Source organism: Psychrobacter sp. APC 3281, from assembly GCF_030407815.1.
Taxonomy (GTDB): domain Bacteria; phylum Pseudomonadota; class Gammaproteobacteria; order Pseudomonadales; family Moraxellaceae; genus Psychrobacter.
The window spans coordinates 69361-91251 of sequence record NZ_JASDCS010000013.1 but is presented as its reverse complement, the minus strand read 5'-3'; the positions used below and the strand labels follow the sequence as shown (position 1 = coordinate 91251).

The following is a 21891-nucleotide window of genomic DNA, read 5'->3' as shown; positions in this document are numbered from 1 at the left end:
GTGGCTTGTTACGTTCAAACTTGGCCTTTGCCATGGGTATTTCCTCTTTTTTTGGGGTTCAAGACTTAACTCATATAAATATGATTATTAAGACGATTTTGACCACATTAAGATAATTGTTAAAAGGTTGCACATACTAATGTGCAGATATTATAAGAAAATCGCGGCCAATAACAAGTCTTTTAACAAGTTATTGGCGTATTCTTTAGTGACAATACACAGACATACTCTATATTGTCACTTTCAGTAAGTTTTATTTACTCGTCATCATCTTTAGAGTTGAACTTAGAGATGATTTCAGCAGCAACTGATTTTGGAATTTCAGCGTACTTTTGGAATTCCATTGAGTAAGTTGCACGGCCTTGTGACATAGAGCGCATTTGAGTGGCATAACCAAACATTTCCGCTAATGGTACTTCAGCACGAATCTGTTTAGTACCGCCAGGTAGATCTTCCATACCCTGTACCAAACCACGACGACGGTTAAGATCGCCCATGATGTCGCCCATGTAGTCTTCAGGTGTTTCAACTTCTACTTTCATTACTGGCTCAAGTAGTGCTGGATCAGCTGCTAAGAAACCTTTTCTGAAGGCCATAGAACCAGCCATCTTAAATGACAATTCATCAGAGTCAACGTCATGATAAGAACCATCATACAAGGTCGCTTTTACGCCAACTACTGGGTAGCCTGCAAGTACGCCGTTTTTCATGCGCTCTTGGATACCTTTATCAACAGCACCGTGGAATTCTTTTGGTACAGTACCGCCAACAACTTCTTCAGCGAATTCATATTCAGTGTCGCCAGCTGGATCAAGTGGCTCAAGACGTAACCATACGTGACCAAACTTACCACGACCACCTGTTTGACGTACGAATTTGCCTTCTTGTTCAACAGTGTTACGAATCGTCTCACGATAAGCAACCTGAGGTGCACCGATGTTTGCTTCAACGTTGAATTCACGCTTCATACGGTCAACAAGAATCTCTAGATGTAGCTCACCCATACCACTGATGATCGTCTGACCAGATTCTTCGTCAGTGTGTACACGGAACGATGGATCTTCTTTTGCCAAACGGCCAAGAGCGATTGACATTTTTTCTTGGTCAGCTTTAGTCTTTGGCTCAACAGCTAGAGAGATAACTGGATCTGGGAATTCCATACGCTCAAGAGTGATCACGTTGTCTTCATCACATAGCGTATCACCAGTAGTCACATCTTTCATGCCGACGAGAGCTGCGATATCACCAGTACGAATTTCTGCAAGCTCTTCTTGAGAGTTTGCCATCATCTGTACGATACGGCCAACACGCTCACGCTTCATCTTAACTGGGTTATAAACACTGCTACCCTGCTTCATTACACCAGAATAAACACGTACGAAGGTTAAGTTACCAACGAATTTGTCATTCATGATTTTGAACGCTAGTGCTGAGAAAGGTGCTTCATCTGATGCTTCACGGCTGCCTTCGCTTTCGTCTTTGTCATCAAGAATACCTTTAATAGCAGGTACATCGATTGGTGCAGGTAGATACTGAATAACGGCATCTAGCATCTTCTGTACACCTTTGTTCTTAAAGGCAGTACCACAAAGAAGCGGGATGATTTCGTTATCGATAGTTAACTGACGAATAGCACCATGAATTTGTTCTACAGTCAATTCACCGTTTTCTAGGTATTCGTTCATCAACTCTTCGTTTGCTTCAGCAGCGCTTTCTACAAGGTGCTCGCGGTATTCTGCTGCTTTTTCTTGTAGTTCAGTTGGGATTTCGCGCTCATCATACTGCATACCTTGAGACGCTTCGTCCCAATAGATAGCTTTCATGGTCACTAGATCAACAACGCCTTCGAAGTCATCTTCTTTACCAATTGGGATAACCAATGGTACAGGGTTACCACCCAAACGAGTTTTGATCTGTTCGATAACACGATAGAAATCAGCACCAACACGATCCATTTTGTTTACAAATGCAAGACGTGGTACTTTATATTTGTTCGCCTGACGCCATACGGTCTCAGACTGTGGCTGAACGCCGCCTACTGCACAGTAAACCATGCAAGCGCCATCAAGTACACGCATAGAACGTTCAACTTCGATCGTGAAATCAACGTGACCTGGAGTATCGATGATGTTGATACGGTGTTCGTCAAACTGTTTAGCCATACCTGACCAAAAACAAGTTGTTGCCGCTGAGGTAATAGTAATACCACGCTCTTGTTCTTGCTCCATCCAGTCCATAGTGGCTGCGCCATCATGTACTTCGCCAATTTTGTGGCTAACACCGGTATAGAATAAAACACGCTCTGTAGTGGTTGTCTTACCAGCATCGATGTGCGCTGAGATACCAATATTGCGATAGCGTTTTAGGGGAGTTTTACGAGCCATAGTGTTTTCCTAGGAAAAGTCGTGTATATAATAATGTATTGTGTCTCTACCTCATACTCTATGACAAAGCGTTCAGCTTCGTAATATTACTTACTGATTATTGAGCCTAATACGGACAAAAAAAGAGCAAATACTAAGAATAGTGCGGCATCAAATTTGGGATGCTCTCCAGCAAAAACTGTATTTGTTAAGAGAGACATCTGGATAGATGTCCGCCACCTCAGTCATCAATAAATAACATTTATATATGACCGAATGATGATGGCGGCAATCAATAGAATAAACAACAATGTAAGATTAAATGGCATGGGCCTCTAATCTCAAGCTACTATTAAAAAGTAGCTTAGAAACGGTAATGAGAGAACGCTTTGTTAGCATCTGCCATGCGGTGAACTTCGTCACGCTTTTTCATAGCAGCGCCTTTGCCATCAGCAGCATCATTCAATTCGCCAGCTAAACGCAAAGCCATTGATTTTTCAGAACGCTTAGCAGCAGCTTCAGCTAACCAACGCATAGCCAATGCAGTACGACGGGAGGGGCGTACTTCCATTGGTACTTGATAGGTTGCACCACCGACGCGGCGAGCTTTTACTTCTACCATTGGGCGTACATTTTCTAGCACTTCTTCGAAGAAAGATACTGGATCTTCAACTTTACGCTTCTCACTTACTGTCTCAAGTGCACCGTAAACGATACGCTCAGCAGTAGATTTTTTACCATCACTCATTACATGGTTGATGAATTTTGCAACAGTTTGGCTACCAAACTTAGGATCCGGTAGGATCTCACGGGCAGCAACGACGCGACGTCTTGGCATAATAAATTTCCTTATCTTCAGGAGTGTCTAACATTCACAACATCGACTACTCATCATTAGGATATAGCAGTGAGTTATCAGTTAGCCTTACTGCATGGTGGTATGTTTTGAGAGCAAATCACAGATATATATTTACATAAAAGCGATATTACTACTGACACCAAACCCATGCACAGTTATTGGGTAGTACAAAAAGCTTATCTAATAACGTTTAGTTATTAAACTTTAGGCTTCTTAGCACCGTACTTAGAGCGACCTTGCTTACGGTCTTTAACGCCTGCGCAATCTAATGCACCGCGAACAGTGTGATAACGTACACCTGGTAGATCTTTTACACGACCACCACGGATTAGAACAACACTGTGCTCTTGTAGGTTATGACCTTCGCCGCCGATGTAGCTTGATACTTCATAGCCTGAAGTCAAACGTACACGACATACTTTACGCATGGCAGAGTTAGGTTTTTTTGGCGTGGTAGTATATACACGAGTACATACACCGCGACGCTGTGGGCACGCTTCCAACGCAGGAACTTTTGACTTTTCCTTGATGGTTTTGCGACCTTTACGAATCAATTGGTTAGTTGTTGCCATAAGGCATCCTTCTCCCGTTTGGTATAAAACAAAAAAATGGGCCAATGCACCATCTACCTGACAATAATTGCAGATTTCGGGGCACCCATTTTTAGGACAGTGTATTATAAAGAGTTGTTGCTGCTATTTCAACCACTTATGAATGGTTTCGCTTTACAACATTTGATAGATATGCATTCAGCCTCTCATTGTATCACTTTATAAATTTTTCGCCGAAAAATAGCGTAATAAACAAAGCAAACAAAGCGAGCTCAAGCATCATTAAGAAAAGATGTTTAACATTGAAATGGTACTTGATAGTAACTAAGTGGTGGTATTTATCCTAATTTTCAAGTCGTGTTGCTCAATCAAACTAAGATAAATACCATCGTACTTATAAATATATAACCCAACTAGCAAATAATATGTCTATTACTTGGCTTTTTTATCAGACGTTTGCTTGTCTGCGTCTTTTTTACTGCTAGTTTCTTCTTTACTAGTTTCTTCTTTTTCTTTATCAGTAACTTTTTCTGAATCACTGCTTTTTTCTTTGCGCTCTGTGTCTTTTTTCGCCTCATCAGTACTAGCCTTTTCTACTTTGGCCTCACTGCTGCTGTCATCGGTAATGGCACGATTGGCCAATTTTGCTTCTGGTGCAAAGGTCGCTTGAGCAACGCCAATCACTTCGTCAATCAATTGGCTGTTATAGTGCATACCGATCGCTACTGCAGTGACAGGAATAAAACGACGAACCCATGATAAGTTGATTTGATCTAAATCAATACCTACTTGACTGGCGACTTTGTCTATTTGCTCAGCATAGAAATTCACATTTTTATTTTTTAGACCAAGATTTTTAAGTTCACTATGTAGTCCATTGCTTTGAGCATTATCAAGCAAACCTTTACCAATACCTAGACCAGCTAGTAGCGCTTGTTTTTCTTGCATTTTGCTCAAATCAGCGTTTGATAGTAGTTCGTACGCCATCTTGACGCCTTGCTTACCTGTCAGCGGCTTATTATATACAGCAGCAATCTGATAAACCGTACGTAATGAAACCAATAATAGCCACAATGTATCAGCTAGCAAACCTGGTAGACCTGCCAAACCTGTCAAACCACCCATCATTGCAAGCGCGCGGTTTTGATTAGCGATATCAGTAGCTAGCGCATAACGCTCTTCGTCATCTAAAGTAGCAATATTGGCAAAACGATGCTCATTAGGTAAGTCGAGTTGGCTCCAGTTGGCAGCGAGGTTGGCTACTTGGGCAAATGCGCCATCAACTGTCGATTGAAAAAAGCTGTTCGGTACGACTTTCTTGGCGTATTTACCATAAGTAGCAAAGCGTGGTCCTAAAAGTTGCTGCGTCGCCTTTAGCGTTTGCTCACGAAACAAATCTTGTTGATAGTCTTCATCGCCTAGGTCTACGGCTTTATATTGACGCGGTTTGCCTGTTTTGGCGTTTACGCTGTCAATCATAGCCCCTACGCGCTCTAGGTTGTTTCGAGTGAAAGAGCCAATGGTATTGATGCTTTTAGAAAGAGTACTACGCTTTGCCATCGTGATGTCCTTAATATGATGAAGTGATTTTTAATATAGTTGTATTTTAATACGATAATTTATTATTAATAATAGTGAATCTATTATTTTAGCCAGTTATCGTAACTGGTGTCAGTGCGAACAATGTTATTAGAATCACAAATTTTGTATCTAAAGTATAATTCCGTCCATAGTCAGTAGCTAGGCTTACTTCTCATCTCTTTACTAAAAACTCAGTCATAAGTGTTATTTTGTCGTTATTTTACACTTGTCCAAAGATTTCCAGTGCTTGATACGTTATCATGTGCCATAACTGAGAGCATAATTGTACACTGAATTTATATTGCCTCTGATAGGCCGTTAATAGAATTTCGTTACCTAAATTCATGCTATCGTTATCTACATAGACTATTTTTTCATTATAATGCTCGAATTAACTCATAGTTAAACATCATATATAGATTTACCACGATTATTGCAACCAACTGCTAGCAAGTCGTTACTTATAAGGAATAGCATATGCGCCGCGTCGTTATTACTGGAGCAGGGATTGTCTCTTGTATTGGACATGATTTAGATACTGTCACCACTGCCCTCAAAGAAGGTCAGTCTGGCATCACATTTAACGATTCTTATGCTGAGCACGAGTTTAAATCACACGTGAGCGGTAGTATTAATCAATCAGAACTTGATACCAGTGGTATCGATCGTAAGCTTAAACGGTTCTTTAGTGACGCTAGCCTATATGCTTATGTTAGTGCGCTAAATGCGATTGAGCACTCTGGCCTGTCACTTGATACTATTAATAACAACCCACGAGTGGGTGTGGTGGCAAGTTCGGGCGGTGCATCAACAGAAAATATCGTCAATGCTATCGATGCGATGCGCGAAAAAGGTCTACGCGGTGTCGGCGCAATGGCAGTACCAAAGACAATGGGCAGCTCAGTATCAGCTGCTTTAGCAACCGGTCTCAAAATCCAAGGCGTCTCCTACTCGCTCGCCTCTGCTTGCGCGACTTCAACACACTGTATTGGTCATGCTGCTGAGCTTATCCAATTGGGTAAAGCCGATGTGATATTGGCTGGTGGTAGTGAAGCTGAGCATTGGACGCAGTCTTGTATGTTTGATGCCATGGGCGCAGTTAGTACTCAGTATAACGACACACCAAAACTTGCTTCAAGAGCCTATGACAAAAACCGTGACGGTTTTGTGATTGCTGCTGGTGGCGCGATGGTGGTTGTAGAGAGTCTGGAGCATGCTCAAGCACGCGGCGCTAATATTTTGGCTGAAATCGTTGGCTATGGTGCCAGCTCTGATGGTGCGGAAATGGTTGCGCCAAGCGGTGAAGGTGCAGTTCGCTGTATGCAACAAGCCTTGGCCGAAGCGGGTCTAGAAAGTGTCGACTACATCAACAGCCATGGTACTAGTACGCCGCTAGGCGATATTACTGAGCTTAAAGCGATTGCTAAAGTATTTGATAATGACGTCAGTAAAGTACCTGCTATCAGCTCGACTAAATCGATGACTGGCCATAGCTTGGGTGCTGTTGGCGCACAAGAGCTGATTTATTGTCTACTAATGCTACAGGACAGCTTTATCGCTCCAAGTATCAATATTGACAACTTAGATCCTGCTGCTGAAGGTTTTGATATTGTCACCGAAATGCGTGAAGCAAATCTTGAAACCTTGATGAGTAATAGCTTTGGCTTTGGTGGTACTAACGCTACGCTAATTATCAAAAAGTTTGACGCTTAACCTATGCTTGTATCAAATCACAATACAACTGAGCAGACAGATTCTGCGCCATCGCCAGCTAGCAAACCTAGCTGGCGTTTTGGTGATTTGTCTGCTGCAGAGCTGATGCCGCAGCTACAGCGTCATTTACTCGCTCAAGATATTAAAGCAAACTGGCAACTTGTTTGGCTTAATAACGATGGTCGACCCGTGATCGGTTTACTCCCAAAAGTCAGCTGGTCTGTATACCCCAATAATGAGCAGTCTTCTAGTAATTTACCCAATATTTATAAGGTGATTAAGAGTTGTCGCAATACTGACTTGAGTCGCGATACTAATGTAAATAGCGCTGATAATAGTTATGCTGGCACGACAGCTTATATGAGTTATCCAGAGTGGCAAGAAGAGCTAATCGCTTATAGTAACGCTCAAGAAGTTAATCATGACACCTCATATATCAATAGCGAAGAAAGCTCGAAACCCAGTTATCATCATGGGCTAATCGGTTTTATTGGTTATGATATTGCAGCTCTCGAACTAAGTCCTGCCGATAGGATTGAATTGGCAATGCAGCCGTCTGCTTCATTAGGGCATTATGATATTTATCTAACACCTACGGCACATGCTGATACAGGCTGGGAATTAAGGAATCATCTAACTAACGATGACACTTATGAGAATATTGGTCATAAGACAAACGATAGTCTTATAACGACTCTTACCTCTTACCTCGACGAACTGGATCAAAAACTGTCTGATAAATATCTCAATCAATCACAGTTTAAAGATACATCAAACATCACTCCCCTAGTTTTAAGTCCGCGATGGAGTAAGCTTGATTATCAACAAGCATTTAATCGCACACAAGATTATCTACAGCAAGGTGACTGCTATCAGATAAACCTGACACAGAAATGGTCTGGCAGACTACCGTATAGCAATGATGTTAGCCAATCAACAGCTGCGCTTATTGACTATTTGCCTGCGCTATATCGCAATACAAAAGCGCCTTTTGCAGGATATGTAAGTGTTGATGGCGATGATGGTGATTACCTAGATAGAAACAGCAGCTTTGACGCAGACAGCAATCATTTTGAATTGTTAAGCTGCTCACCTGAGTTGTTTTTTACATTCACTAGAGAAAAAGACACTGGCAAACATTCTATTCGCACCAAGCCTATCAAGGGAACCATGCCGCGAGGTATGACTAATGAGCAAGATTCTCTGTACAAACAGCAACTGGTCAATAGCGAAAAAGACCGCGCCGAAAATGTCATGATTGTCGATTTACTGCGTAATGATCTGGGCAAATACGCCAGAATTGGTAGTGTAAAAGTACCACAATTATTTGCGATTGAGAGCTTTAGTAACGTGCATCATATGGTCAGCACTATTACTGCTGAGCTAAAAGCTGATACTCATCCGTTGGCTGTATTATTTGGTAGTCTGCCTGCTGGTTCTATCACTGGCACACCAAAAAAACGCGCTGTCGAAATCATCGCTGAACTGGAATCTACGCCACGCGGTGCCTATTGTGGCACTATGGGTTATATGAATTTTGATGGTAGTGGTCAATGGAATGTACTCATTCGTACATTGCAAGCCAACGCTTCGTCAAATAATAGCCTTAATAAAGAAAGACACGTTAATCTATGGGCAGGTGGCGGTATTACGGTCGCGTCTGATTGTGATGCTGAATACCAAGAATGCTTAGATAAAGTAGGTAACTTATTATCAGTGCTTGCTCAAAAAACCTAAGATAGCGTACTCAAACATTATTACTAATTTAAAATTAAAAAAGCCTGCCAACGTTACGTTAGCAGGCTTTATTTTTAAGACTTATCGATAGTGCTTTACGTTATGAGTAAAGGGACTAACCTATTCACATTCTACATTAAGCTATCAATATAATTTTATTCAGCAACAACGCTAGCATCGACTTGCAAGGCTTTTAGCGCATCAATCAAACGGTTGTTCTGCTCTGCCGTACCGATAGTAATACGCAAGTACTCTGCAATACGCGGCTTATCAAAATGCCGAACGATAATGCCTTGCTCGCGTAACGCACTCGCGACAACGCTAGCATTGCCATCTTCTGGACGAGCGAATACGAAGTTTGCATGTGACGGTAGGACCTTATAGCCCAATGTCGTCAATTCTGCTGTTAGCGACGTACGTAAATCAATGACTTGCTGACGGGTTTGCTCAAAGTATTCAGTGTCTAATACACTCGCAGTCGCCCCAGCCTGAGCCAACTTATCCAATGGATAACTGTTAAAGCTATTTTTCATACGTGTTAATGCTTCAATCAATGATGCATTACCAAAAGCCATACCAACCCGCAATCCAGCAAGCGAACGTGATTTTGAGAAGGTTTGGGTCACGATAACGTTATCACACTCATTGATTAAACTCACCGCTGAGACTGGAGCATCTGCATTGCTTTCATCTATCTGAGCAAAATCGATATACGCTTCGTCAATAACAATGACCGCATTAGAATGCTCACTTGCAAGTTTACGGATATCAGCAAGTGATAATAGTAAGCCCGTTGGCGCATTAGGGTTGGCGATGATGATACCGCTACAAGGCTGACGATAAGCATCAGGATCAATGCTAAAGTCTTCCTCTAAAGGAATCTGTATAAGCTCTACACCGAACGTCTGTGCATATACAGGATAAAAACTGTAACCAATATCAGGTGATAGCAGCGGACGCTCTTTTAAAAAGAAACTAGCAAAGACTAACGCCAAGACTTCATCCGAACCATTACCGACAAATACTTGATTGATGTCAAGGTTGTATGACTGTGCCAATGCAGCACGTAGGTCATTAGATTCGGGAGCAGGATACAAACGTAATTCATCAGCTTGCTGTTCCAAAACCTTGGCAATAGCCTCCCCTACTTTTGGCGAGGGTGGAAATGGGTTTTCATTGGTATTTAGTTTGCATAGATTGTCGTGTTGCGGCTGCTCACCTGGAATATAAGGTGACAAGTTGCGCGCTTTAGACGACCACAGTCTGGTGTCTATCTTTGACTCACTCATAAATTATCCTACTATTAGCCACAAAGACTATTAAAAATAAATATCAAAAGTAAAAGCTAAAAATTCAAAATCAATTACTGATAACGATAACGAGCTGAACGCGCATGGGCTTCTAAGTCCTCACGCTGCGCTAAAGTATCAGCTGTCTCAGCCAAAGGTTTACTGCCAGATTCACTACAATAAATGATGGATGATTTCTTTTGAAAATCGTACACACCTAACGGAGAAGAAAAGCGCGCTGTGCCTGATGTTGGCAGTACATGATTTGGCCCTGCACAGTAATCCCCAATAGCTTCGGGCGTATGACGACCCATAAAAATAGCGCCGGCATGACGAATATCATTCAACAGTGCATCAGGATTATCAACAGATAACTCTAAATGCTCAGGAGCGATACGATTGATAAGTGCCATACCTTCGCTACGATCTTTTACCAAAATCAGTGCGCCGCGGTTCTGCAATGAGTCACGCGCGATATCTGCTTTTGGCAGTTCAGCCAATGCTTTTTCTATTTCTAGCGCTACTTCGTTGAGCTGCTCTTCGCTAGTCGTCACAAAGATAGCTTGTGCAATACGATCATGCTCAGCTTGAGACAATAGATCCATCGCTAGCCAGTCCGCTCGATCTTGTGCTTCGCCTTCTGCATATACCAATACTTCTGAAGGTCCAGCAATCATATCGATACCAACTTGACCAAATACCGCACGCTTGGCAGCTGCGACATATTTGTTACCTGGTCCTGTGATTTTGTCCACGGCTGGAATCGTTTCAGTGCCGTAAGCTAAAGCTGCTACTGCTTGAGCGCCACCGATAGTAAAGACGCGATCGACTTGGGCCAGATGGGCCGCTGCCAATACTAACGGATTGAGCACGCCTTTAGGCGCTGGTACAACCATGATGACTTCAGTGACGCCTGCCACCTTAGCAGGAATAGCATTCATCAACACCGAAGAAGGATAAGATGCCAGACCGCCCGGTACATAAATCCCAACGCGATCAAGTGGTGTAACTTTTTGACCCAATCGGTTGCCTAGCTCATCCTCATACTGCCATGTTTCTTGTACTTGGCGCTCATGGAATGTCTGTACCCGAGTTGCGGCTGTGGTCAACGCTGTCTTCACTTTTTCATCAAGATTGGCAAACGCTTCAGCAAGCGCTTCTTTAGACAGCTCTAACTCTTGCATCGACGTTGCTGGATGTTGGTCAAACTGTTGGGTCAATGCCAATACGACGCTATCACCATTAACACGTACTTGGGCGATGATATCATCGACGGTATGTAGTAGTTCAGCATCGTTGACTGTTTCAAAGGCAAGCAACTGTGTCAATTGACTATCAAAATCGGCATCTTGGGTACTTAACTGGCGCATGACCTAATCCTATATCTGAGCGTAAAGTAGTGCTAAAAATGAACGGTTTGGAACTGAGTAAAGTAGATTTTCATGTTAAAAATATTGCGACTTATTCGATGTCTTCTTATTTGAATTTTACGATGATTTTATGTTTTCGCAAGCTAAGACAACAAAACCAGTTTAGCACGCTACGTCACTCATAGCCTGCTAAACTGGTTTAAAAATTTGTATAACCATGCTTTATATTACCAATGACTTGCACTGGGTAATTAGCCATTGGCGATACTATTTTTAAAGCTATCTAAGATTGGTTCTAGTAGTGCAAATTTGCGCTTATAGCTCACTTGATTGACAATCAGACGTGATGAAACATCACAAATATGATCGCGTGCCTCAAGTCCATTAGCGCGCAATGTGTTACCTGTGTCGACCACATCAACAATCAAATCACCTAAACCAACCAACGGCGCAAGCTCCATCGAGCCATAAAGTTTGATGACATCAACCTGCTGACCTTGGCTCGCAAAATAAGCACGAGCGACATTGACATATTTGGTCGCAATACGTAGGCGACGATTTGGCAACGGTGCATCTTTCACACCCGCAGTCATCAGTTTGCACTGCGCAATTTGCAAATCGAGCAATTCATAAACATGATTGGCACCATGCTCAAGTAGCACATCTTTACCCGCCACCCCAAAGTCAGCAGCGCCATGTTCGACATAGGTCGGTACGTCGCTGGCACGCAAAATCAATACACGTACATTTGGATTTGAGGTTGGAAAAATAAGTTTACGTGACGCTTCAGGATCTTCTAAAAGATCAACGCCAGCTGCACGTAGCAGTGGCATGGTCTCTTCTAAAATGCGGCCTTTTGATAAAGCCAAGGTTAGACCTGAAAACTCATCGTTTACTTCGTTTAATAAACCGCTGGCTGGTAAAGATTTGCTTGTCTCAGTCATAATGACATCGTGTCCATGTGCAGTCCCCTATTGAAAGGGGAGTTTTTAATTTATATCGTAATATGGGTAACAGTCGATATTGAGTTAATCAATATTAAGCGTTGGTATTAATACGCTCGATGTTCACGCCTAAGCTACGCAACTTGTCTTCAACATGCTCATAACCACGGTCGATGTGGTAAATACGGTCGATTAAGCTCTCGCCTTCAGCGGTCGCCGCTGCCATTACCAATGACATAGACGCACGTAAATCCGTCGCCATCACTGGCGCTGCAGTAAAGTTTTCGACACCTCGTACTACGGCAGTGTGACCATCAACCTGAATAGATGCGCCCAAGCGATTGAGCTCTGGTACATGCATATAGCGGTTTTCGAAGATGTTTTCGATAAAAGTACTTGTACCATCCGCTAAGCAAGCAATCGCCATGAGCTGAGCTTGCATATCCGTTGGGAAACCAGGATGTGGCTGAGTACGGATATCAACCGCCTTTGGACGGCCTTTCATTTGCGCACGAATCCAGTCATCACCGCTCGTGATAGTTGCACCCATGTCTTCGAACTTCTCTAGCACTGGCGTCAATAATAGAGCAGATGTTTTTTTGGTCAATACATCGCCACGTGTCATCAAGGCACCAGCAAGGTATGAGCCTGTTTCGATACGGTCAGGGACAACTGAGTACTCACAGCCGTGTAGACGTTCTACCCCTTCGATAGTCATCGTTGATGTACCGATACCGCTTATTTTGGCACCCATTGCAACCAACATATTGGCCAAATCTACTACTTCTGGCTCTAACGCACAGTTGCCTAAGATAGTTGTACCTTTGGCCAATGCTGCTGCCATGATGACGTTTTCAGTACCGCCAACGGTAATCATATCAAATGAGAAATTACAGCCTAATAGCTTGCCACCTTTTGGCGCTTGGGCTTTTACATAGCCATTCTCTACACTGATTTCGGCACCCATCGCTTCAAACGCTTTTAGATGCTGATCAACAGGGCGTGAACCAATCGCACAACCACCTGGCAATGAGACTTCGGCTTCGCCGAAACGTGCCAATAACGGCCCTAGCACCAAGATTGACGCGCGCATGGTTTTTACTAAATCATACGGGGCATAAAAATTATCGATACTCTTGGTATCGCAAGTGACTGTATCATCTTGCTTCTGGATTTTGATACCCATGCCACCGATCAATTCAATCAACGTTCGCACGTCTTGTAGTGACGGCACGTTATGCAGTGTCGTTGGAGTCTCAGCCAATATCATAGCTGCGAGTAACGGCAAAGCGGCATTTTTGGCGCCTGAGATGGTGACTTCCCCTGCGATACGACTACTACCAGTGATTAAAAATTGATCCATAAAGGTGACAACCTAGCGATGAGTATAAAAAATTATGAAAACCAGAACTACAACTCTCAACCATGCATATGGCCGATTCAGTAATATCTAGTCATATAGACAGCTATTTGATTAGCCTTTTGATTGAACGTCCCACTCAGCAGGCGTCAGCGCTTGGATATTGAGGGCGTGAATATCGCCACTCGCAATCTTATCATTGACTAACGCATATACTGCTTGCTGACGCTGAACCGCGCGTTTGCCTTCGAAGCTGGCATCGACCACGCGTACGTCAAACTTATTACCTTGGTTGGCAGCTTGAATAAAAGCGTCTGGGAAGTGAGTCTGTAAAAATGCGATCAAATCGTCAGCGTTCATGCTCATAGAATAGTCTGCCTTAAAGTTTAGAATAGGGTATAGATTTAAAGTGATGACATTATAACAAGAGTTTGCATATCTTACAGTACTGTCTTACTCAAGTGTGTTTAAGCATTGAGACAGTGCTATAAATTAAACGGTCAAAAGTCGTCGATATATAGTAATAAGCTATTTGAGCGTTTTATCCAAGTACGTCAACACTTGCGCACGCACATCATTGACCCAGCGTAGCGGCGGTGCCATCGCACCAATACTGGTCGCATGACTGGCCCCTTCGATTTCGCCCGTTTCAACGGTGACGCCTGCTTTTTTAAACGCTTCTGTCATTTTGATTGTATTCGTCACATGTACAATTTTGTCTTTTTCTGCGGTTAATAATAAATACGGTGGCTGCGCGCCTTTAATCTGACGATCTGGCATCACCTGATCGGGCGTAGCATTGGCGCCAAACGCCGTTGCACTACTGAACTTGCGGAAATCATAGCTATAAGGACCTGCAATCCCAATAACGGCTGCAATATCTGTTGGCTTAATACCATAAGGCGCCAAAAAATCTTCGTTGGCAACGGCTGCAACGGCATTAAACGCGCCAGCAGAATGCCCCATCACCGCTAGGCGTGACGGATCTGCATGAAGACTGGTCGCATTTTCAATACTCCAAGCAATTGCTTGAGCCGCATCTTTGACATAGTCAGGATAGACGTGCTCAGGCGCTTTACGGTAATTAATCACTGCGGTGACATACCCTGCTTTGGCTAAGCTCTGACCGACAAACGCATATTGTTCTTTATTGCCGCTCTCCCATGAACCACCATGGACAAATACCACCATAGGATAGCTGGTATTGATAACACTTTGAGATTTCATTGCTTGTGCTAAAGGTTTTGGATAATAGATATCTAGGTCTTGTGAAGGCTGATCACCATATAAGATATCCTTACTTACCCCAACGCCACCACTAGAAGTAATGCCATTGACGATAGCCAGCGGTGATAATGCCTGTGCGTTTTGCGTGGCTAACGCGATACTGCCCAATGCCAATATTGCCGCACCACCAAATCTCAACGTTCGTGTTTTCTTATGAGCAGGTTTATTGTGTATGCCTATATTACCAATGACGCTTGTTTCTTTATTTGGTTGTATATTTGCCTGTGAATCCTTCATGACCAGTATCCTATTATATTTATTTATCAATCAGTAGTAACAGGCCAACAGCTATAAGGTGTTATCCACTAGCCAATGAGGTGTTTGATATTGGTATCATTGACCAACACGCTGACTCTGCTACGTTTTACTATTGATATAGTACTCACTGGCTAAAGATTTCTCGTGCCTTTACTGTTATCACTATTTAGGCTTATTGTGATTAACGTCATTTATCGCTTGGCGAACTAAAAGTTCTTACTGGTTCTGATAAAGGTCGATATAAGGGCTTGAAGACGGCTGCGTAGTATTGGCCTCTTCTTCCACTATGACGATAGGCGTTGCCGTACTGATAGTAGTATCTTGAGCCGTCGGCGCTACTGCAGGATTGGCCAGATTACTCTCGTACATGATGTCATCATTATTTATTTTCACCCCTCTATCGTCAACGACAGTTGTCAGCAATACTAACTCAGTGACCCCAACAGTGCCATTGGCGATATCAATCAAATGACTCTGCTGAGTGGGTGTCATACGGCCCATAATGTAGACCACGCCATTATTGGTAACGGCTTTAATTTGTGAGGCACTCACACCATCGCTGGCGGCTATTTTCGCCAGTAGCTTTGAAGTGATATAACCATCATGAACCGTTGAGCTATACCCTTTTGACGCACTGACTTCCATCTCATTGTAGACACGGCGTACATCTGGCATAGAGCTAACGACTTTTTCTACTTCTGCTTTAAGCGTTTCAGTTGGCACTTCACCTGTTAGCAGCACTTCGCTATTGAAACTATCAATACCCATACGGCTGGTTTGCTGCAAGTCTTCTTTTAGCCCGTATACATTGATTTTGGCAGTATGTTCAATACTACGATCGAGCAGACGCTGCGGAATCGTGCGCTCAGTCATTGGCACACCATAAGTCCCTTCTGTACTGTTGGTCAGATAGTTGGTGGCACAACCTGTACTGACAACGCAGGCAGCAATCATAATGCCAGTCGTAATACGGCGTGATGAACCAAAAATAGCAGTGCGCAAATGCATCCGTGTCATTATTTACCTCTTAGAACATGGTTGTGACAATTTTATAAGTAGTGACGAGCTAAACGTAGCGGTAAGATAATACTGTATCTGATTTATAGGAACTTGACTATAACCGCTACTTTACTTAATTTTGGCCATCAGCGGTTAGCTTTTTAGTAACGAACCTTACTTGTCAGATATGGTTAGATGCTTCATTTGGCAGCATCTATCTCACTTATTCTATTACCAAGCACTGGCTATAAAAGCATTTTGAATCCATTCTGGTTGATGGTCTAACTGCTCATTTCTTGAATTTGACTTACTCATCGTGTTGTAAGCAATGACATCAAACCGGCAATCATAATGAGCATACTCAGGATGCTGCTGCAAAAAGGACTGCGCTGTCTTAATAACTTTGCGCTGTTTGCTTGCTGTCACGCTGAGTGCCGCATCGCCATAATTCGAGGACTTGCGCTGGCGAACTTCAATAAATACCAGTGTTGACCATGCTGAACCTGTCTCAATCATGACCAGATCCAGCTCACCTACTTTTGGCTGTTGCCAATTTTGCGCGACTAGCCTTAACCCTTGCGCTTGTAAATACTCACACGCCTGCTGCTCAAACCGACTACCTTGGCGTTGTTTTGGTGAGGTTAAGATTAAAGGCTTATGGTTCTTCATAAGGTTGATTGGTCTGATGAACATTTGAGAATTATCATAGCACAACATGCTAAACTAGCCACTTCTGCGCATTCTACTCTCAAAATCTATCGGCTCCCTCACTTATTATCTGACTGAAAAACCATAGATAACGACTGTACATACTAGCGCACTATTATTTTTTCACGTTTTTTTAACGACCCGAGGTTTTCATGTCTACCCCTACTGCGATGCCAGCTTGTCTCTATATCGTTGCCACGCCGATTGGCAATATGTCCGACATGACATCGCACGCAATTGATGTCTTAAAGCAGGTCGCCATTATTGCCTGCGAAGACACCCGCACCTCAGGTAAACTACTGTCACATTTTGGCATCGATACCAAAGGCAGTAAGGCTGACGAGACAAAAGACTCAGAGACTCGTCCTGCCAAAAGTAGTATTGAAAATGATGACACGACGACAAAGCAAAAAGGTCATAATAAACTATGGGCCTATCATGAACATAATAGCGCCATTCAAACGCCCAAAATTATCGAAATGATTGAACAAGGTCATTCGGTTGCCTTGATTAGTGATGCGGGTACACCTCTGGTCAGCGATCCAGGCTATCAACTGGTACAAGCCGCGCATGAAGCTGGCGTGACCGTATCACCTATCGTTGGGGCTTCTGCTGCAATTGGCGCATTGTCAGTAGCAGGGTTACCCTCTGATCGATTTAGCTTTATTGGGTTCTTGCCCGCCAAAACGCATGGTCGTCAAAAACAGCTGAGCGATCTAATCGCACGTACCGAAACTTTAATCTTTTATGAAGCGCCGCATCGTATCGTATCTAGTCTAGAAGACATGGCAACGATATTTGGTGCAGACCGTGCAGTGACTTTTTGCCGTGAATTGACCAAGACGTTTGAGACGGTACATAAGAGCACCCTTGGCGAGTTGGTTGAGTTTGTCAAAGCAGATGACAATCAGCAACGCGGTGAGATAGTTGTGGTCGTCGCTGGCGTCGGTGTGGCAAAAGATACTGACGACATCAGTACGCATGATAAATTGCTACAGCGTTTGTTGGAGGATTTGTCAGTCAAAAAAGCAGCCGCACTGGCCTCTGACATCACTGGTGTAAAGAAAAATGCACTTTATCAGCGTCTACTAGAGTTGCAAGCAGACTAGTTTTTAATAATAAAAAGATAACCATTTATAAATGAATTGAGGAGAGATAAGCAATGTACGATGTAATGGCAATAGGTAATGCGTTGGTTGATCACGAGTATGTGCTATCAGATGCGGCACTAGAAGAGACCGAGCTGACCAAAGGTAATATGACGCTGGCTGGTATTGAAGAGCAGCAGCAACTACTGGCTTACTTTAAACTGGCTGAGATTGAGCCATCAAAACAAGCCGGCGGCGGATCAGCAGCCAATACTATGTTTACCTTTGCCAGCTTAGGCGGTAAGCCTTTTTATGCTTGCCGCGTCGGTGATGACGATCAAGGGGCGTTTTACCTCAGAGACTTGCACGAAGCAGGCGTCGCAACCTCAGACAAATCTATCCATGAAGGCGGCGTGACCGGCTCATGTGTGGTTGCCGTTACCGAAGATGGCGAACGCACCATGCAGACCTATCTTGGCACTTCAAGTGAGATTGTCGCTGACAATGTTGATTTTGACGCGTTGACTCAAGCAGATTGGCTATATATCGAAGGCTATCTGGCGATGTCTGAGAGCATCCAACCAGCAATGACTCAATTACGTCAACAAGCCGGTATCCATAATGCAAAAATTGCAGTGAGCTTTGCTGACCCTGCGGTAGTAAAATTTGCCAAAGATGGTTTGCTTAATATGCTCGGCAACAAAGTCGCAGTGATATTCTGTAATAGCGAAGAAGCCAAGCTATTCACCGATAAAAAACAAGTCAAAGCAGCGGCGCGTGCCCTGCTTGAATATTGCCAAATTGCCGTCGTCACTGATGGTGCCAATGGTGCGGTAATCGCCCACCAGCCTAATGACGAGGCAGAAGTTGAAGTCTATGACGTTGCAACGCCAGCAGTGGCCAACGTCATCGATACCAACGGTGCAGGCGATAACTACGCTGGTGCTTTCTTATATGCATTGTCGCAGCAGTATAGTCTGCCAGAATGCGGTCGTCTTGCCAGCGAAATATCAGCACAAGTTATTCAACAGTTTGGACCGCGTCTTGTTTCGCAGGATTATCGAGATATCGCGCAGCGTGTACTGTCTGCTTAATGGTTAAACACATCTGTTGGACGCAAAACAAAAAGCCCATATCAAATCGATATGGGCTTTTTTTATATTGGACTTGCTCAAACAGTTTGCTCAACTTAATAAGCACTCTTTATATTAAGCAGAAGCTAATGCTTGCGCGAGATCGGCTTTGATATCTTCGATATGTTCGATACCAATCGATAGTCGTACCATATCCGTACTAACGCCTGCATTTTCTAGCTCTTGCTCATTTAACTGACGATGGGTGGTCGTCGCTGGATGACAGGCCAATGATTTCGCATCACCGATGTTTACCAAACGAGTAATCAGTTGCAGCGCATCAATAAAGCGCGCACCAGCTTCTAACCCACCTTTAACACCAAAGGTCAAAATGGCAGAAGGCGTGCCTTTCATGTATTTTTTGGCAAGATCGTGCTCAGGATGGTCAGACAGACCTGCGTATTTAACCCAAGCAACTTTGTCATGGTCACGCAAATATTCTGCGACGGCTTGTGCGTTTTGCACGTGACGCTCCATACGTAGACTTAGCGTCTCCATACCCTGCAAGATACCAAAGGCATTAAGCGGGCTGAGGGCTGCGCCAGTATTACGTAATGGCGCAACGCGGGCACGGGCAATAAAGGCTGGCGCGCCTACGTCTTTGACGAAGTTCACACCGTGATAGCTGTGATCTGGCGTATTCAACAGTGGGAAACGCTCAGGATAATCGCCCCAAGCAAACTTGCCACTATCGACAATTGCACCACCGATTGAAGTACCAGTTCCGCTCATATATTTGGTCAATGAGTGAACTACGATATCTGCACCGAACTCAAATGGACGACATATCGCAGGCGTCGCCACCGTATTATCAATCACGACAGGTACGCCGTATTCATGAGCGACATCACTGAGCGCTTGAATATCGACGATATTACCTAGCGGGTTACCGATACTCTCTGCAAACACCATTTTGGTCTTGTCATCAATCAAATCACGAATGGCTTCTGGGTCTTTATGATCGAAGAAGCGCACTTCGATACCTTGACGCGGCAATGCATGAGCAAATAAATTGTAAGTACCGCCATATAGCGTTGATACAGCGACGATATTGTCGCCTGCTTCGCAAATAGTCTGAATCGCATAAGTAATGGCAGCCATACCAGAGGCTACGGCAAGCGCACCGATACCACCTTCTAATGCAGCCACACGCTCTTCTAGCACCGCATTGGTCGGATTCATGATACGAGTATAGATGTTGCCTGCGACTTTTAAATCAAACAGATCTGCACCATGCTGAGTATTATCAAACGCATATGAACTGGTATGATAAATAGGCACGGCGACTGCTTTGGTCGTTGGCTCTACACTATAGCCTGCATGAATCGCTAAGGTCTCAAGACGTTGAGGGGTTTCTGGTTGTTGGGCTGCTTGCTGGTCTGCTGATCCGTCACTCATAGTACATTCCTTTATTTTGATAAAAGATGATTTGTTGACGACGTATCGCTCAAAAACCATCTTAAAAAACTGTCTGCTAAATCATAGCAGTAAAAAAAGCTGAGTTCATCATAACTCAGCTTCTTTATTAAAAGAATAGCAAAATACTCATCTCTTCATGACAAATATTCATAAGCAGCAAACCAAACAGGCATATCTATATTAGAGATAATGGCCACCTTTATAGCAGCCACTTGGCTTTTATCTACTTTTATTTGTAGTAAGCATTCTCTGTACGAGTATGGTCAGTCTCGTCAACCACTTGGGTCAATTCTGGAATTTGCTGTTTCAACTGTACTTCAACGCCTTGACGTAGAGTCATATCAACCGCTGAACACCCTTGGCAACCACCGCCGAATTTCAATACAGCGGTTAGACCAATGCCTTCCTCATCAATCAGCTCAAGCAACTGTACGTCACCACCATGAGCTGCCAAGCCAGGGTTAATTTCTGACTGCAATACATAGTTGATGCGCTCTTCGACACTGGCATCAGCGCCTACTTTAGGCACTTTAGAGTTTGGTGCGCGGAAAGTCAGCTGACCACCGAAACGATCTTTATTATAATCGATGACCGCGTCTTCTAGATAAGGTACTGACGCCGCCTCGATAAATGCAGAGAAGTTTTCATACGTAAAACGCAAGTCAGCGCTGTCTTCTTCGCCCGGCTGGTTATAAGCCATGCAGCACTCTGCACGCGGCGTACCAGGATGCTCAACGAAGATACGCACACCGATACCATCGGTATCTTGCTTAGACAACAAATCTGCTAAGTAGCCTTGAGCTGACTCAGTGATAGTGATGTTACTTTTTGCTTCGACTTGCTCGGTATCTAGGGCTGATTCATAGCCAGCAGTTTGGTCTAGTTGGTTATCAGCTTGGTTTTGCTCACTCATAATGTTTCCTATGCGTTATGACACAAACGCTATATCTATTATGGCTACTGTGTCGTGAATTTGGATTTTTAAAATGTTTACGATTTATATAAAGCATGCAGACTGGCAATGATTGGTATTTATTATTGTATGACATTGGTCGACATGAGTATAAAGTTTAATCCATCTATAGCAGTCATTATACCTGAATCAAGCATCAATTCCGACCACGCTACTGTGAATTGAATAGCGACCGTTGTAAATGGTTGTCATTGGTTTTTTTAATGATGCTAACAGGTGGCAAAGTAACTCAATATTTAAACCATGACAGATAAACACA

At 43.4% G+C, this 21891-nt stretch carries 18 protein-coding genes; 4 read left to right on the top strand and 14 right to left on the bottom strand.

The genetic code is table 11. The features are described from left to right. Window positions 1-257 precede the first annotated feature (257 nt). From fusA to QL886_RS12155, 4 genes are all read right to left on the bottom strand, one after another. On the bottom strand, window positions 258-2384 hold the full coding sequence (gene fusA / locus QL886_RS12170) for an elongation factor G (RefSeq protein WP_057761733.1): 2127 nt from the start codon (window positions 2382-2384) through the stop codon (window positions 258-260). A 343-nt stretch (window positions 2385-2727) separates the two neighbouring features. Next, the gene (rpsG, locus tag QL886_RS12165) at window positions 2728-3201 is read right to left on the bottom strand and encodes a 30S ribosomal protein S7 (protein WP_057761735.1); all 474 of its coding nucleotides are present in this window, start codon (window positions 3199-3201) and stop codon (window positions 2728-2730) included. A 218-nt stretch (window positions 3202-3419) separates the two neighbouring features. After that, on the bottom strand, window positions 3420-3794 hold the full coding sequence (gene rpsL, locus QL886_RS12160) for a 30S ribosomal protein S12 (protein WP_011281154.1): 375 nt from the start codon (window positions 3792-3794) through the stop codon (window positions 3420-3422). Window positions 3795-4205: 411 nt separating this feature from the next. Next, window positions 4206-5333 (bottom strand): EcsC family protein, encoded by a 1128-nt coding sequence (locus tag QL886_RS12155; RefSeq protein WP_290178904.1) that lies wholly within the window; start codon window positions 5331-5333, stop codon window positions 4206-4208. Between the two features lie 498 nt (window positions 5334-5831). Between QL886_RS12155 and QL886_RS12150 the strand changes: the two genes are divergently transcribed. Both QL886_RS12150 and QL886_RS12145 read left to right on the top strand, forming a co-directional pair. Continuing rightward, a complete protein-coding gene (locus QL886_RS12150; RefSeq protein ID WP_290178903.1) occupies window positions 5832-7067 on the top strand; it encodes a beta-ketoacyl-ACP synthase II in 1236 nt (411 codons plus the stop codon). 3 nt (window positions 7068-7070) lie between these two features. After that, window positions 7071-8804: an anthranilate synthase component I family protein gene (locus tag QL886_RS12145; RefSeq protein ID WP_290178901.1), complete on the top strand. Its 1734-nt coding sequence runs from the start codon at window positions 7071-7073 to the stop codon at window positions 8802-8804. A 155-nt stretch (window positions 8805-8959) separates the two neighbouring features. On the opposite strand, the gene hisC is transcribed toward QL886_RS12145, so the two are convergent. From hisC to QL886_RS12105, 8 genes are all read right to left on the bottom strand, one after another. Then, the gene (gene hisC / locus QL886_RS12140; protein ID WP_290178900.1) at window positions 8960-10093 is read right to left on the bottom strand and encodes a histidinol-phosphate transaminase; all 1134 of its coding nucleotides are present in this window, start codon (window positions 10091-10093) and stop codon (window positions 8960-8962) included. 74 nt (window positions 10094-10167) lie between these two features. After that, window positions 10168-11463: a histidinol dehydrogenase gene (gene hisD / locus QL886_RS12135; RefSeq protein WP_290178899.1), complete on the bottom strand. Its 1296-nt coding sequence runs from the start codon at window positions 11461-11463 to the stop codon at window positions 10168-10170. Window positions 11464-11714: 251 nt separating this feature from the next. Next, on the bottom strand, window positions 11715-12407 hold the full coding sequence (gene hisG / locus QL886_RS12130; RefSeq protein WP_057761746.1) for an ATP phosphoribosyltransferase: 693 nt from the start codon (window positions 12405-12407) through the stop codon (window positions 11715-11717). 94 nt (window positions 12408-12501) lie between these two features. Next, window positions 12502-13770 carry a UDP-N-acetylglucosamine 1-carboxyvinyltransferase gene (murA, locus tag QL886_RS12125; protein ID WP_290178898.1) on the bottom strand — a complete coding sequence of 423 codons (1269 nt, stop codon included), beginning with the start codon at window positions 13768-13770 and terminating at the stop codon, window positions 12502-12504. Window positions 13771-13881: 111 nt separating this feature from the next. Then, a complete protein-coding gene (locus QL886_RS12120; protein ID WP_102091608.1) occupies window positions 13882-14133 on the bottom strand; it encodes a BolA/IbaG family iron-sulfur metabolism protein in 252 nt (83 codons plus the stop codon). A gap of 162 nt (window positions 14134-14295) precedes the next feature. After that, window positions 14296-15291 (bottom strand): alpha/beta hydrolase, encoded by a 996-nt coding sequence (locus QL886_RS12115; protein ID WP_290178897.1) that lies wholly within the window; start codon window positions 15289-15291, stop codon window positions 14296-14298. 237 nt (window positions 15292-15528) lie between these two features. Further along, complete coding sequence (locus QL886_RS12110; protein WP_290178896.1) at window positions 15529-16329, bottom strand: BON domain-containing protein; 801 nt, start codon at window positions 16327-16329, stop codon at window positions 15529-15531. Window positions 16330-16542: 213 nt separating this feature from the next. Next, complete coding sequence (locus tag QL886_RS12105; RefSeq protein WP_290178895.1) at window positions 16543-17028, bottom strand: YraN family protein; 486 nt, start codon at window positions 17026-17028, stop codon at window positions 16543-16545. Window positions 17029-17171: 143 nt separating this feature from the next. Here QL886_RS12105 and rsmI point away from each other — a divergent pair, with 143 nt between their 5' ends. Then, complete coding sequence (rsmI, locus tag QL886_RS12100; RefSeq protein WP_290178893.1) at window positions 17172-18128, top strand: 16S rRNA (cytidine(1402)-2'-O)-methyltransferase; 957 nt, start codon at window positions 17172-17174, stop codon at window positions 18126-18128. Window positions 18129-18181: 53 nt separating this feature from the next. After that, window positions 18182-19201 carry an adenosine kinase gene (locus tag QL886_RS12095; RefSeq protein WP_290178892.1) on the top strand — a complete coding sequence of 340 codons (1020 nt, stop codon included), beginning with the start codon at window positions 18182-18184 and terminating at the stop codon, window positions 19199-19201. Window positions 19202-19315: 114 nt separating this feature from the next. Here QL886_RS12095 and QL886_RS12090 read toward each other — a convergent pair whose 3' ends face one another. Together QL886_RS12090 and nfuA are read right to left on the bottom strand one after the other, a co-directional pair. Then, entirely contained in the window at window positions 19316-20638 is a 1323-nt protein-coding gene (locus QL886_RS12090) for an aminotransferase class I/II-fold pyridoxal phosphate-dependent enzyme (RefSeq protein ID WP_290178891.1), read from the bottom strand. Between the two features lie 250 nt (window positions 20639-20888). Further along, complete coding sequence (gene nfuA / locus QL886_RS12085) at window positions 20889-21572, bottom strand: Fe-S biogenesis protein NfuA (protein ID WP_057761762.1); 684 nt, start codon at window positions 21570-21572, stop codon at window positions 20889-20891. Window positions 21573-21891: the final 319 nt, after the last annotated feature.

Excerpts from the sequence above, each read along its gene's own strand:
- QL886_RS12105 (WP_290178895.1), bottom strand. The coding sequence starts at position 17,028 with ATGTTGTGCTATGATAATTCTCAAATGTTCATCAGACCAATCAACCTT.
- nfuA (WP_057761762.1), bottom strand. The coding sequence starts at position 21,572 with ATGAGTGAGCAAAACCAAGCTGATAACCAACTAGACCAAACTGCTGGC.
- QL886_RS12120 (WP_102091608.1), bottom strand. The coding sequence starts at position 14,133 with ATGAGCATGAACGCTGACGATTTGATCGCATTTTTACAGACTCACTTC.
- QL886_RS12145 (WP_290178901.1), top strand. The coding sequence starts at position 7,071 with ATGCTTGTATCAAATCACAATACAACTGAGCAGACAGATTCTGCGCCA.
- hisD (WP_290178899.1), bottom strand. The coding sequence starts at position 11,463 with ATGCGCCAGTTAAGTACCCAAGATGCCGATTTTGATAGTCAATTGACA.
- rpsG (WP_057761735.1), bottom strand. The coding sequence starts at position 3,201 with ATGCCAAGACGTCGCGTCGTTGCTGCCCGTGAGATCCTACCGGATCCT.
- rsmI (WP_290178893.1), top strand. The coding sequence starts at position 17,172 with ATGTCTACCCCTACTGCGATGCCAGCTTGTCTCTATATCGTTGCCACG.
- QL886_RS12155 (WP_290178904.1), bottom strand. The coding sequence starts at position 5,333 with ATGGCAAAGCGTAGTACTCTTTCTAAAAGCATCAATACCATTGGCTCT.
- hisG (WP_057761746.1), bottom strand. The coding sequence starts at position 12,407 with ATGACTGAGACAAGCAAATCTTTACCAGCCAGCGGTTTATTAAACGAA.
- QL886_RS12095 (WP_290178892.1), top strand. The coding sequence starts at position 18,182 with ATGTACGATGTAATGGCAATAGGTAATGCGTTGGTTGATCACGAGTAT.
- QL886_RS12110 (WP_290178896.1), bottom strand. The coding sequence starts at position 16,329 with ATGACACGGATGCATTTGCGCACTGCTATTTTTGGTTCATCACGCCGT.
- rpsL (WP_011281154.1), bottom strand. The coding sequence starts at position 3,794 with ATGGCAACAACTAACCAATTGATTCGTAAAGGTCGCAAAACCATCAAG.
- QL886_RS12150 (WP_290178903.1), top strand. The coding sequence starts at position 5,832 with ATGCGCCGCGTCGTTATTACTGGAGCAGGGATTGTCTCTTGTATTGGA.
- QL886_RS12115 (WP_290178897.1), bottom strand. The coding sequence starts at position 15,291 with ATGAAGGATTCACAGGCAAATATACAACCAAATAAAGAAACAAGCGTC.
- murA (WP_290178898.1), bottom strand. The coding sequence starts at position 13,770 with ATGGATCAATTTTTAATCACTGGTAGTAGTCGTATCGCAGGGGAAGTC.
- QL886_RS12090 (WP_290178891.1), bottom strand. The coding sequence starts at position 20,638 with ATGAGTGACGGATCAGCAGACCAGCAAGCAGCCCAACAACCAGAAACC.
- fusA (WP_057761733.1), bottom strand. The coding sequence starts at position 2,384 with ATGGCTCGTAAAACTCCCCTAAAACGCTATCGCAATATTGGTATCTCA.
- hisC (WP_290178900.1), bottom strand. The coding sequence starts at position 10,093 with ATGAGTGAGTCAAAGATAGACACCAGACTGTGGTCGTCTAAAGCGCGC.